The organism is Polaromonas sp. P1_G2 (assembly GCF_056405515.1).
In genome coordinates, this window is record NZ_JBFUBY010000121.1 from 1 (window position 1) to 11,823 (window position 11,823).

Consider the following 11,823-nt stretch of genomic DNA (forward strand, 5'->3'; position numbering starts at 1 on the left):
TGGTGACGGTGCCGGCCCACAGTTTTTGCGCGCCTACCCGGGCGAAGTTGATCGCGGCACGCCTGTCCATGCCCGGCGTCTGCGCGGTGTTGCTGTCAAGCTGGTTGCCCGCGATCACGCGCACGCCGTCATGTTTCCACGGCGGGTCGACCTGGCCTTCGGCATGGGGATGCGTGTGCCCGGGGCCATGGGAATGGTCGTGGTCGTGCGGGTGGTGCGGAAGCGTGGGATCGTTGCTCATGCCGCCAGCGTACACCAGCCGCGCGCATTCAGTCCAGGACCACCACATGCCCTTGCTGCGGGTCCATGCGCCCGCCGTGCATGTCGTCAATCAAGGCCTGCGCCGCCTCGAAACCATGGTGCTCGCGCAGTTGCATCCAGGGCCGGTCCGTATCGCTGACGCGGCGGATAAACGCCAGCTGCGCTTCGTTAAAACGCTGGTTGACGACGGCATGGCCCCAGTCTGCGTTGCGCTTGCGGATCTGCACCGGCGCGAAGTAAAACCTCGGCTCGGGGCCCGGCATGTCCAGCGGCCGCAGGAACTGCGTGTTCTGCGCCGAACCCGCATAGCAGTCATAGACCAGCGATTCGCCGAAATGCGTGTGCACGGCAATGCGCAGGCTCTCGTCGCCCGAAAAATCCACATACAGCGTGGGCGTGCCGCGGTCCAGCTTCGGCAACTCTTCATAACTCGCCACTTCGCCGTAACAGCCCAAGGCTTCGACAAAGCCCTTGTTGCGCGCCGAGGTCAGCGCGATCCGCTTGATCTGCGGAAAGGCCCTCAGGCAAAAAGCCGTGCCATAGCCGGTCTTGCTCGAAGCGCTGGAGAACACGAGCTGTTCCGCGCCAAAAAATGCGTTGTCCTGCAGGAAATCCGCCAGCATGAACGACGTGATGAACAGCGGGCGCACCAGCATCTGGTAGTTTTCATCTTCCGGACGGTAAGCCGCGTCGGCGCTGCAGCGCATGTACTGGTTGTAGGCCGAAGTCAGGGTTTTGCGGTGCGCGGCGCCATCGTAAAAGCCGCGCTCGGTCACACGCTCGGGTCGCACACGCAAGTGGCTGGCGATGGGGAAGTAGCCGTAAAAGCGCTCACCCACCTCTACACCCGGCACGCTGGAGCTTTCCACGTTGGCAAATCCCCACACCGGCATATGGCCCCAGTCCGCCTCGCCGGTCGGGAAAAAATCCCAGTACTGCATGGCATCGCCAAAGGCCGCATAAGTGATGTTGTTGGTGGTGACGGCCACGCGCCGGATTTTCAGGACGGCCTCGCCCGCGGTGTCGCCTGGGCGCTGTTGCTGGTCCACCCGGGTGTGATTCAATGCATTTTTGCGCGTGAGCAGCCGCGTCAGCAGGGCCGGATTGTTCATGGCGTCTTCTTTCCTTCTTTGGAAAATTGATCGGTGAGTGATGACCAATGTATAGCCGCCGCCCTCCTGCCGGGTTCGGAAAACCACCGGCCGCCAAGCCCCTCAAACGCCCCACGCAGGCCAGGGCGGTGTTCACCGTGCAGGCGATTTACGACGCCTTTGTTCGGATTTGGCGGCGGGACGGCTGGGACGGCGTGAGCACACGGGCGGTCGCACTGGAAACCGGCGTGGCTATCGGCACGCTGTACGACTATTTCCCCAACAAGGCCGCTCTGCTGTCGGGTTATGTACGGCACTGCATGGAGCAGCTGCTGCAGGCGATTGAACAGCAGGCGGTCACCCCGCCCAGGCTCAGCGCGGAGCAGCGGCTGCGCGCGCTGGTGCGTCTGGCCTGTGGCGCCGACACGCCCGAGCTGCCCTGGTTTGACGCCGGCATGCTGGCACTCGAAACCGGCATTGCCGAGGGCAAGCACCACCGGCGCGTGCACGAGGAATTGCTGGCCGCGTGGACGCGGGTCTTTGACGCTTGCACCGACCTGCCGAAGCGGCCTTCCGCCGACGCAATCCAGGCCATGCACCTGGCGGTCTGGGGCGGACGCCGCTACGGCTTGCTGATAGGTCTCAGCGAGGCAGAAAGCCTTGAATGGGCGCGCCAGATGGAACGGCTGTGCCTGGCCTTGCTCGATGCCGAATAAGGCTTACTTGTAGCGCTCGCGTGCCAGCGCAGCGCCCTGCGCCAAAGCCTGCAGTTTCTTGAGCGCCACTTCCCGGTCCATGGGCGCCAGGCCGCAGTTGGTGCAGGGCAGCAAACGGTTCTTGGGCACGTACTGCAGCGCCTTACCGATGGTGTCGGCCACCTGCTCGGGCGTTTCAATCTCGTCGCTGGCCACGTCGATGACGCCGACCATCACGTCCTTGCCGTCAAGCAGCGCCATCAGGTGCGGCGGCACGTGCGAGTGGTAGCACTCCAGGCTGACCTGGCGGATGGTGCTTTTGGCCAGCGCTGGGAACACGGTTTCATACTGCCGCCACTCCTCGCCCAGCGAGGCCTTCCAGTCGGTGTTGGCCTTGATGCCGTAGCCGTAGCAAATGTGCACGGCCGTCGTGCAGGTGAGGTCCTGCGCAGCGCGCTCCAGCGCCTTCACGCCCCAATCGGCGGCTTCCTTCATATAGACGTTGAAGGCCGGCTCGTCGAACTGGATGATGTCCACGCCGTCGGCCTGCAAGGCCAGCGCTTCCTGGTTCAGCAGCTCGGCAAAGGCCATGGCCATCTTGACCTTGTCGCCGTAGAACTGGTCGGCCACGGTGTCGACGATGGTCATGGGGCCCGGCAGGGTGAACTTGATTTTTTTATCGGTGTGCGCGCGCAGCAGGCGCGCTTCGGCGGCATGCACGCGCCCCTTGAGCTTGAGCGCGGCCACTACCTGCGGCACCATGGCGTCGTAGCGGTTGTTGCGTATGCCCATCTTGACCTTGTGCTCGAAGTCGATGCCTTCGATCTGCTCGAGAAAGCCGTGCACAAAATGCTGGCGCGACTGCTCGCCGTCGCCGATCACGTCCAGGCCCGCGTCTTCTTGCGCCTTGATCCACAACAAGGTGGCGTCGGCCTTGGCCTGCTTGAGTTCATCGCCTTCGGCCTTCCATTGCGGCCAGAGCTTGTTGGTTTCGGAGAGCCAGGCGGGTTTGGGCAGGCTGCCGGCGATGGTGGCGCTGAAAAGCGGCCGTGCGGAAGGCGTTGTCATGGGATTCTTTCCTTGTCTCAATCATTGTGGGTCGCCGCCCGGGGTCTCAGAAAAACTCGCGGGCCAGCAGTTCGTAAGAGCGGCGGCGGGCGGCGGGGTCGTGCGCCCAGGTGATCACCACCAGCTCTTCAACCTCCAGTGTATTAGCCAAGGCCCGCAATTTGGCGGCGACCTGCGGGCCGCTGCCGACCAGCGCATTCGCCCTGAGTCTGTCGACCTCTGGCTGCTCGGCCGGTGTGTAGGGCCGCAACGCCACCTCTTCGGGCGAAGGCAGGGCCGCCAGCGCGCCGCGGTTGCGGTCTATCTTCCAGCGCTCGCGGCCCGAAAAATGGTGCCAGGCCTCCGCCTCGGTGTCGGCCGCCAGCGCCCAGACGCAGAGCACGGCTTGCTGCGTGGGGTGGCGCGGGCTGGGGCGGTAATTGGCGCGGTAGAGCTCCAGCGCCTGTTCGGCACCCTGCCCGTCGGTGATGAAGTAAGCGAACGCATAAGGCAGGCCGTAGTGGGCGGCCAGCTGTGCGCCGTAATCGGAGCTGCCGAGCATCCACATCTCGGGTGTGCTCGGCCCCATGGGGTTGGCCGTCACGCCGCGGCCCGGGTGGCCTTCAGGCAAATCAATACCAGCCAGCCAGGCCTGCAGCTCGCGCACCTGGATGGGAAAGTTCTCGGCCGACTGGCGCGGGTCGCTGCTGAGCAGCCGCGCCGTGCGCATGTCCGATCCCGGCGCGCGGCCCACGCCCAGGTCGATGCGGCCCGGCGCAATCGCTTCCAGCACGCGGAACTGCTCCGCCACCTTGAGCGCCGCATAGTGCGGCAGCATCACGCCGGCGCTGCCCACACGGATGCGGCTGGTGGTGGCAGCAATCGCGGCCATCAGTACCTCGGGCGCCGAGCCCACGATGCTGGGATGGCTGTGGTGCTCGCTGACCCAGAAGCGGCGGTAGCCCAGCGCTTCGCAGTGGCGGGCCAGTTGCAGGGTTTCACGAATGGAGGCGTCTTCCGTGCRGCCGGTGACGGCGACGGACTGGTCGAGGACGGAGAGGGAGATCATGGTCGGGTGACTATAGCCAGCGCCGATAAACCGCGCTTGACGGGGGTTTCGCCGGCGGCACTGCGGGCTCTGTTCCAATAGAGGGTTAGTTCCCGTCCAGACCCGAGATAAAGAAGTACATCCCTATGGCACTCAAAGCCACTATCTACAAAGCCCAGCTTGCGTTATCCGACATGGACCGCAATATCTACGCCGACCACAGCGTCACGATTGCGCGCCACCCCTCGGAGGCCGATGAGCGCATGATGATCCGCCTGCTGGCCTTCGCGCTCAATGTGCCGGCCGACGACAAGAAAGGCAACCTCGAATTCGCCAAGGATTTATGGGACGTGGACGAGGCCGCGCTCTGGCACAAGGACTACACCGAGCAGATCCTGCACTGGATCGACGTCGGCCAGCCCGACGACAAGCGCCTGATGAAAGCCGCGGGCCGGGCCGAGCGCGTCAGCGTCTACAGCTTCGCGAGCAGCACGCCGGTCTGGTGGAAAAACATCGAGACCAAACTCACCCGCGCCGCCAACCTCGTGGTCTGGCAGATAGACGCGGCCGAAAGCCAGGCGCTGGCCAAGCTCGCCGAACGCAGCATGCAGTTGCAGGTGACGGTGCAGGACGGCACGGTTTGGATGAGCACTGGGCTCGGATCGGTAGAGATCACGCCGCGGCGGCTGACGGCAGGCGAATAGGAAAACTAAGGCGCCCGGGAAGGCTCGGCCCTGGCATCCTGGTGCTGGCCTTGATGCTGGTACACCGGCAGCTTCGCACCGCAATGAAAGCAGAAGTCCGCCTCGGGCAGGTGGCCTTCGGTCAGGCATTCATGGCAGGTGCGCGTGGTGGGCAGGGCGAGGTGCTGCAGGCGCCGCTCGGCCGCCATCTCGGCCGTCACGATGCCGGTCGGCACRGCCAGGATGCCCCAACCCAGCAGCATCATGAAAGACGAAATCAGCCGGCCCAGGTCGGTCTTGGGCGTGATGTCGCCAAAGCCCACGGTGGTGACGGTGCTGATGGCCCAGTAGACCGAGGTCGGGATGCTGGTGAAGCCGTTGGACGGCCCTTCGACCACGTACATCACGGTGCCCATGACCAGCACCATCATCACCACGGCCGACAGGAAGACCAGTATCTTGCGGCCGCTGGCGGCGAGGGCCCGGCCCAGGGACTGGTACTCGGCCACATAGGCCGCGAGCTTGAAGATCCGGAACACGCGCAGCAGCCGCAGCACGCGCACGTCGATGAGGGCATGCAGCTCCGGAAAGAACAGAGCCAGGTAGGTCGGCAGCACGGCGACCAGGTCGATGATGCCGAAAAAGCTGGTGGCGTACTGCAGCGGCTTGCGCACGCAGGCCAGCCGCGCGATGTACTCGGCGGTGAACAGCAGCGTGAAGACCCATTCGACCACCGCGAAAGCGCGTCCGTGCGAGGCATGGATGGCCTGCACGCTGTCGGCCATGACCACGGCGATGCTGACCAGGATCAGGGCGATCAGCGCCTTGTCGAACCAGCGCCCCGCGCGGGTGTCGGCCTCGAAGATGATGGTGTAAAGGCGCAGGCGCCAGCCGAACAGCGGCTTGTCTTCCGGGTCTTGCGCGGGGGACGGAGCGGGTGGGGTTTTGGCCATGGTGCTACGCGCCAATCGTGATTTTCAAACGGACTCTCCGGAAACAAGGCGCGGCGGCCGGGAGGTTCAGGGCTTCTCGGCTTCCTGCAGCGCGCGCCACATGACCTTGCCCGAGCCGCTTTTGGGCAGCGCATCGACAAACTGCACCACGCGCGGGTATTTGTATGCCGCCATGTTATCCCGGCACCAGCTGATGATGTCTTCCTCGCTGGTATTTCCCCTGGCGGCGGGGCGCAGCACCACCACGGCCTTGACGGTTTCGCCGCGGTAGGCGTCGCGGGTCGAGATCACGCAGGCTTCCTGGATGGCCGGGTGCTTGAACATCAGCGCCTCGACCTCGGCCGGCCAGACCTTGAAGCCCGAGGCGTTGATCATGCGCTTGAGCCGGTCAGTGATGAAGAAGTAGCCCTGCTCGTCCACGCGGCCCAGGTCGCCGGAGCGGAAGAAGCGCTTGCCGTCGAGTTCGATAAAAGCCTGCTCCGTCGCGTCGGGGCGCTTCCAGTAGCCCTGGAACACCTGCGGCCCGCTCATGACGATTTCACCCTGCTCGCCCCGCGGCACTTCCTTGAGCGTGAGCGGATCGATCACGCGCGCGTCGCAGCTCACGAAGGGCACGCCCAGGCATTGCTGCTTGGTGGCGTCATAGGGGTTGCTGTGCGAGGGCGCGGCGGTTTCCGTAAGGCCGTAGCCTTCGGCAAAACGCAGGCCGTATTGCTCCCAGAGGCGCTGGGCCACGGCCTGCGGCATGGCCGCGCCGCCACCGCCTATATAGACCAGGCTGCTCAGATCGAATTCGGCAAAGTTCGGGCTGGCCAGCAGGTCTATCACCATGGTCGGGATGTTGGTCCAGTGCGTCACCCGCCAGCGCGAGATCAGCCGCCCAGCCAGTTCACGGTCCCAGCGCGGCATGATSACCAGCGTCGCGCTGCCGTAGATGGACGCATGCATCACCGACACCATGCCGGTGATATGGAACATGGGCACCACGGACAGCGTCACGTTCTCGAAGGTGCTGCCGCCCCACAGGCAGCTGGCCACCGCGTTGTGCATGATGCTGGCATGGGTGTGCATGCAGCCCTTGGGCAGGCCGGTGGTGCCGCTGGTGTAGGGCAGCACGGCCAGGTCTTGCGGCGTGGCGGTGTGCGGGGGTAGCTCTCCTGCCTCTTGCGCGGTACCCGCCGTCGCATCGGCCCAGTCCATCACGCCGACGCCTGCTAGCACCGGCGGCGCATGGCGCGTGCCCAGCCAGTCGCGCCAGGCCGGCGGCATGGCCGCGTCGCCCTCGCCTTCCGCGGCGATGTCAAAGGCGTCGCTGTAGTGCGTGACCACCATGTGCGCCAGCCGCTCGCCGGGTTCCAGCTGCGCGTTGGCTTTGGCCAATTCGCCGGCCAGGTCGGCCGCGATGATGGCGACTTTCGCATCGGGGTCGGTGATGTAGTGCTTGAGCTCCTCGGCCCGGTTCATCGGGTTGACCGGCACCACCACGGCGTTGGCGCGCAGGATCGCAAAGTGCGCGATCACCCACTGCGGGCAGTTCTGCATGTTGAGCACCACGCGATCGCCGCTGCGCACGCCCAGGCTGTGCAGTGTGGCGGCCAGGCGTTCGGCTTGCCGCATCACTTCGGCATAGCTGAGTACGCGGTTGAAGAAGACCAGCGCCGGCTTGTCGGGGAAACGCAGCGCGCTGACCGCGAGGTTGTGCCACAGCGAGGTGGCCGGCGGCGTGATGCTGTGCGGCAGGCGTTTGGGCCAGACCTGGTGGTGCAGCGTGTGCGGGTTCGCGGCGGGAACGGCCTGGCCGGTATCGGAATCAGGAATCAAGAAGGGCTCCAGGCAAGTGCTGACTTGGGGCCCCAGCCTACCCCGAGTCCGGGCCGGCCACATCCGGGAAGCTCCGTATAAATCACTGTCGCGTGAGCGACCCGTGTCAGCAATCTGTCCCAACAATGTGAGTGTCCGGTTTTCAAGCCGCATCATCATCTAAGGAAGAATTTATATCCGCAGATTACGCAGATTTACACAGATAAGACAATCTTGATGAAAAGTCATGCAGCCGGCGTAGGGTGTGAGGATGAAGTCTTGAGTACAAACGCCGTCTCTTCAATCTGTGTAAATCTGCGTAATCTGCGGATAAATGCAGATGACAAATGACGCAGCCACCCGGCCCCATATTCCCCTTTGTGGTGCACCCGGCCACCACAAAGCCACAAGGCGGTGCGCCGGCACGCCAGTCAGGTGCGCAAAACTTGTATACCAGTTGGCTGAACCAGACAAAGGGGTTGGCACGGGATATGCACTGGCTTGTGCATGGCCACCGCCCCCGACATCAGCAATCGCATCATCGAAGCCGTGATGGCGCAAAAGCTTGCGCCCGGCTCGCGACTGGGCGAGCAGCAGCTCGCGCTGCTGTTTGACTGCAGCCGCACCATCGTCCGCGAAGCCCTGACCCGGCTGGCGGTGCGTGGCATCGTCACTGTCAGCAGCCGGCGCGGTTGGTATGTGATCGAACCCTCCCAGGAAGAAGCGCGCGAGGCCTTTGAGGCGCGCCGCGTGATCGAGATGGGCCTGATCCGCTGCACCACCGACGTCAGCAAGGCCGCCATCAAGCAGCTCAAAAGCCATCTGACCCGCGAAAAAGCCGCCATCAAGGGCGACGACGTGGGCCTGCGCAGCTTTTTGCTGGGCGACTTCCACGTGTGCCTGGCTGAATGCCTGGGCAACAGCCTGCTGGCCGACACCCTGCGCGACTTCACCGCGCGCACCACCCTGATCGCCATGCTTTACCAGTCCTCGCACGACGCGGCGCAGTCCTGCGAAGAGCATGTGCTCATCGTGCAGGCGCTGGAAAAAGGCGACCTGGCGAAAGCCGAAAAACTCATGCAGGCGCACATCGGCAGCGTGCAGGCCGCGCTCAAGCTGCAGGCGGGCGGCGGCGATCCGCTGGCACAACTGCGCAGCGCGCTGAGCCCCCTGGCCGCGCAAGCCCCGGCCGAAAAACCGGCGTCTTCCCCGCCTTCCCGTGTTCGCAAGCCCGGCCGTGCCTCGGCCAAAACCCCAGACGATTCCTCAACCTACCTTGGAGCCCTGCTATGAAGTCCAGCAAACGCGTTTTCTCTTTCGCCCTCGCCGCAGCCGCCGTGCTGGCCGCCTCCGGCGCCCATGCGCAAACCGCGCTGGACGACATCATGAAGGCCAAGGAAATCAAGATCGCCATCCCGACCGACTTCCCGCCTTACGGCATGGTCGGCACCGACCTCAAGCCCCAGGGCCTGGACGTGGAGATGGCCGGCTACATCGCGCAAAAACTCGGCGTCAAGATTGAACTCGTGCCCGTGACCAGCGCCAACCGCATCGCCTACCTGCAAACCAAGAAGGCCGACCTGGTGATCTCCACGCTGGGCAAAACCCCGGAGCGCGAAAAAGTCATCGACTTCACCGCCGCCTACACCCCTTTCTTCCAGGCCGTCTTCGGCCCCAAGAGCATGAGCATCAAATCGTTTGCCGACCTCAACGGCAAAACCATCAGCGTGACCCGCGCCGCCCTGGAAGACCAGGAATTGAGCAAGGTCGCGCCTGCCGGCACGGACATCAAGCGCTTTGAAGACAACAACACCACGGTGTCGGCCTACACCGCCGGCCAGGTGCAGCTGATCGCTACCGGCGCGTCGGTCGCAGGCAACATGATGGCCAAGAACCCGCAACTCAACACCGAATACAAGCTGTTGCTGAAAGACTCGCCCAACTTCATCGGGGTCGGCAAGGGCGAAGACAAGCTGCGCCTGAAAGTCAACGAAATCATCGCCGAGGGCAAGAAATCAGGCGACCTCGACAAACTGGCCATGAAGTGGCTCGGTCGTCCCGCCGGTGATTTGCCGCAGTAAGTTGTACACCCCCGTTGCGGTTCGCTTCGCGTAACCGCCTCCCCCCTTGCAGGGGGCGCCGCTGGTGGCCCGGCGAAGCCGGTTCCACGGCGGCTGCTGGTAGGGAAGAACCGACGGTGATCTTTCAAAGGATGTGACCCATGCGTGTCGAGCTTGATTTCATGGCCGTATTAAGCCAATGGCCGCTGTTGGCCATCGGCGTCGCTTGGACGCTGGGCCTGACGGCGATCTCGTCGGTGCTGGGCGTATTCATGGGCATGGGCTTTGCCTGGGCGCGTGCCAGCGGGCCGACCTGGCTGCGCTGGGTGGTGGGCGCTTACGTCGAGTTGATTCGCAACACGCCTTTTATCGTGCAGCTGTTTTTTATCTTCTTCGGCCTGCCGGCCGCGGGCTTCAAGCTTTCGCCCGAAACCGCCTCGGTGCTGGCCATGGTGATCAACCTGTCGGCCTACGCCACCGAGATCATCCGCGCCGGCGTTGAAGCCACGCCGCGCGGGCAGGTCGAGGCGGCCGAAAGCCTGGCGCTCAACCGGGTGCAAATCTACACCCGCGTGGTGCTGCCGCCAGCGCTCAAGAAGGTCTGGCCGGCCATGGTGAGCCAGATCATCATCGTGATGCTGGGCTCGGCCGTCTGCGGGCAGATCTCCACGCAAGAGCTGTCTTACGCCGCCAACTTGATCCAGGGCCGCAACTTCAGGGCGTTTGAGGCTTTCATCATTGCCACGCTGATTTATTTGGTGCTGTCGGTCGCGGTCCGCAAACTTCTCAACTGGGCGGGGCCGAAGTTCCTGTTCGGTCGATAAACATGCCCCCACGTTCGCTCACTGCGTGTAGCTCTCTGCCCCCCGAGGGGGCGCTGCGCCTGCGGCCCGGCAAAGCCGGTTCCGCGGCCCCTGCTGAGTGGAAAGCCCCCATGGCCACTCATTACCCGTCGCTACATCCAAAGGAATTGCGATGATCGAATTCACCGTCTGGGACATCTTCCGCAACCTGCTGCTGGCGGCGCGCTGGACCATCGTTCTCTCGCTGGTCGCCTTCATCGGCGGCGGCATTGTCGGCGCGCTGTTGCTGGTGGGCCGGCTGTCGGCCACGCGCGCAGTGCCGGGCGCGCAGAAAGCGGCGCGCATCGCACGCCGCGCGCTCGACGGCTATGTGCTGCTGTTTCAGGGTACGCCGCTGCTGATGCAGCTCTTCCTGGCCTACTTCGGCCTGGCGCTCTTCGGCATCAACGTGCCGGCCTGGGTGGCGGCCGCGGTGGCGCTCACGCTTTACACCAGCGCCTACCTGGCCGAGATCTGGCGCGGCTGTGTCGACGCGATCCCCAAGGGCCAGTGGGAAGCCGCGCAAAGCCTGGCGCTCAACTTCGGCGAGCAGTTGCGCTACATCGTGCTGCCGCAGGCCGTGCGCATCGCCGTGCCGCCGACTGTCGGCTTCCTGGTGCAGGTAGTCAAAGGCACGGCGCTGGCCTCGGTGATCGGTTTCATCGAGCTGACCAAGGCCGGCACCATGATCACCAACGCCACCTTCAAACCTTTTGTGGTGTACAGCTGCGTCGCGCTGATGTACTTCGCGCTGTGTTTCCCCATATCCCTGTATGCCCGCAAGCTTGAGAGGAAAGCCAGAAATGGACGCTAACCCTAACGCCACAGCTATCCCATCCCCCGCCACGGCCGACAGGACACTGGTCGAAATCAACCAGTTGCGCAAAAGCTTCGGTACCAATGAGGTCTTGAAAGGCATAGACCTGGAAGTCAAGGCCGGCGAAGTGATCGCCATCATCGGCAAAAGCGGCTCGGGCAARAGCACGCTGCTGCGCTGCATCAACGGGCTGGAAGTCTTCCAGAGCGGCACGCTGCGCGTGGACGGCAAACACCTGCTGCACGACAACCCGCAGGTCATGCGCGAGCTGCGCCAGCGCGTGGGCATGATCTTCCAGAGCTTCAACCTGTTCCCGCACCTGACGGTCGGCAAGAACATCATGCTGGCACCCACGCTGGTCAAGAAGACGGCCGGCGCCCCCGCCGCCGAGCATGCGCGCGCGTTGCTGCAGCGCGTGGGCCTGGCCGAAAAATTCGAATCCTGGCCCGACCAGCTTTCGGGCGGGCAGCAGCAGCGCGTGGCGATCGCGCGCGCGCTGGCCATGCAGCCTTCGGTGCTGCTGTGC

12 protein-coding genes and 1 pseudogene are annotated in these 11,823 nt (G+C 64.3%); 7 read left to right on the plus strand and 6 right to left on the minus strand.

Features of this window, described 5'->3' with window-relative positions:
- Both AC1D0P_RS13835 and AC1D0P_RS13840 read right to left on the minus strand, forming a co-directional pair.
- Window positions 1-241: pseudogene (locus tag AC1D0P_RS13835) on the minus strand (cupin domain-containing protein); the annotation flags it as partial.
- A 28-nt stretch (window positions 242-269) separates the two neighbouring features.
- Window positions 270-1,373: a DUF2855 family protein gene (locus tag AC1D0P_RS13840; RefSeq protein ID WP_477677265.1), complete on the minus strand. Its 1,104-nt coding sequence runs from the start codon at window positions 1,371-1,373 to the stop codon at window positions 270-272.
- Window positions 1,374-1,420: 47 nt separating this feature from the next.
- Here AC1D0P_RS13840 and AC1D0P_RS13845 point away from each other — a divergent pair, with 47 nt between their 5' ends.
- The gene (locus AC1D0P_RS13845) at window positions 1,421-2,068 is read left to right on the plus strand and encodes a TetR/AcrR family transcriptional regulator (RefSeq protein WP_477677266.1); all 648 of its coding nucleotides are present in this window, start codon (window positions 1,421-1,423) and stop codon (window positions 2,066-2,068) included.
- A gap of 3 nt (window positions 2,069-2,071) precedes the next feature.
- Here AC1D0P_RS13845 and AC1D0P_RS13850 read toward each other — a convergent pair whose 3' ends face one another.
- Both AC1D0P_RS13850 and AC1D0P_RS13855 read right to left on the minus strand, forming a co-directional pair.
- On the minus strand, window positions 2,072-3,115 hold the full coding sequence (locus AC1D0P_RS13850; protein WP_477655259.1) for a methionine synthase: 1,044 nt from the start codon (window positions 3,113-3,115) through the stop codon (window positions 2,072-2,074).
- 46 nt (window positions 3,116-3,161) lie between these two features.
- On the minus strand, window positions 3,162-4,160 hold the full coding sequence (locus AC1D0P_RS13855) for an LLM class flavin-dependent oxidoreductase (RefSeq protein ID WP_477677275.1): 999 nt from the start codon (window positions 4,158-4,160) through the stop codon (window positions 3,162-3,164).
- A 128-nt stretch (window positions 4,161-4,288) separates the two neighbouring features.
- Between AC1D0P_RS13855 and AC1D0P_RS13860 the strand changes: the two genes are divergently transcribed.
- Window positions 4,289-4,846: a YaeQ family protein gene (locus AC1D0P_RS13860; protein ID WP_477677267.1), complete on the plus strand. Its 558-nt coding sequence runs from the start codon at window positions 4,289-4,291 to the stop codon at window positions 4,844-4,846.
- 5 nt (window positions 4,847-4,851) lie between these two features.
- On the opposite strand, the gene AC1D0P_RS13865 is transcribed toward AC1D0P_RS13860, so the two are convergent.
- Window positions 4,852-5,778: an ion transporter gene (locus tag AC1D0P_RS13865; protein WP_477677268.1), complete on the minus strand. Its 927-nt coding sequence runs from the start codon at window positions 5,776-5,778 to the stop codon at window positions 4,852-4,854.
- A gap of 66 nt (window positions 5,779-5,844) precedes the next feature.
- Window positions 5,845-7,599, minus strand: a complete 1,755-nt coding sequence (locus tag AC1D0P_RS13870; protein ID WP_477677269.1) for a long-chain fatty acid--CoA ligase — start codon at window positions 7,597-7,599, stop codon at window positions 5,845-5,847.
- A 486-nt stretch (window positions 7,600-8,085) separates the two neighbouring features.
- Between AC1D0P_RS13870 and AC1D0P_RS13875 the strand changes: the two genes are divergently transcribed.
- The 5 genes from AC1D0P_RS13875 to AC1D0P_RS13895 form a co-directional block, all read left to right on the plus strand.
- The gene (locus AC1D0P_RS13875; protein ID WP_477677270.1) at window positions 8,086-8,871 is read left to right on the plus strand and encodes a GntR family transcriptional regulator; all 786 of its coding nucleotides are present in this window, start codon (window positions 8,086-8,088) and stop codon (window positions 8,869-8,871) included.
- The gene (locus AC1D0P_RS13880) at window positions 8,868-9,659 is read left to right on the plus strand and encodes a transporter substrate-binding domain-containing protein (RefSeq protein WP_477677271.1); all 792 of its coding nucleotides are present in this window, start codon (window positions 8,868-8,870) and stop codon (window positions 9,657-9,659) included. The genes AC1D0P_RS13875 and AC1D0P_RS13880 overlap by 4 nt, the downstream gene beginning before the upstream one ends.
- Before the next feature lie 140 nt (window positions 9,660-9,799).
- Window positions 9,800-10,462 carry an amino acid ABC transporter permease gene (locus AC1D0P_RS13885; protein WP_477677272.1) on the plus strand — a complete coding sequence of 221 codons (663 nt, stop codon included), beginning with the start codon at window positions 9,800-9,802 and terminating at the stop codon, window positions 10,460-10,462.
- A 151-nt stretch (window positions 10,463-10,613) separates the two neighbouring features.
- A complete protein-coding gene (locus AC1D0P_RS13890) occupies window positions 10,614-11,294 on the plus strand; it encodes an amino acid ABC transporter permease (RefSeq protein WP_477677273.1) in 681 nt (226 codons plus the stop codon).
- Window positions 11,284-11,823, plus strand: a 540-nt coding sequence (locus AC1D0P_RS13895) for an amino acid ABC transporter ATP-binding protein (protein ID WP_477677274.1), incomplete at its 3' end; no start/stop codon positions are given. The genes AC1D0P_RS13890 and AC1D0P_RS13895, both read left to right, overlap by 11 nt.

Bases quoted from the DNA above. Each gene is read 5' to 3' on its own strand.
- AC1D0P_RS13840 (WP_477677265.1), bottom strand. From the start codon at position 1,373: ATGAACAATCCGGCCCTGCTGACGCGGCTGCTCACGCGCAAAAATGCA.
- AC1D0P_RS13845 (WP_477677266.1), top strand. From the start codon at position 1,421: ATGTATAGCCGCCGCCCTCCTGCCGGGTTCGGAAAACCACCGGCCGCC.
- AC1D0P_RS13850 (WP_477655259.1), bottom strand. From the start codon at position 3,115: ATGACAACGCCTTCCGCACGGCCGCTTTTCAGCGCCACCATCGCCGGC.
- AC1D0P_RS13860 (WP_477677267.1), top strand. From the start codon at position 4,289: ATGGCACTCAAAGCCACTATCTACAAAGCCCAGCTTGCGTTATCCGAC.
- AC1D0P_RS13875 (WP_477677270.1), top strand. From the start codon at position 8,086: ATGGCCACCGCCCCCGACATCAGCAATCGCATCATCGAAGCCGTGATG.
- AC1D0P_RS13880 (WP_477677271.1), top strand. From the start codon at position 8,868: ATGAAGTCCAGCAAACGCGTTTTCTCTTTCGCCCTCGCCGCAGCCGCC.
- AC1D0P_RS13885 (WP_477677272.1), top strand. From the start codon at position 9,800: ATGCGTGTCGAGCTTGATTTCATGGCCGTATTAAGCCAATGGCCGCTG.
- AC1D0P_RS13890 (WP_477677273.1), top strand. From the start codon at position 10,614: ATGATCGAATTCACCGTCTGGGACATCTTCCGCAACCTGCTGCTGGCG.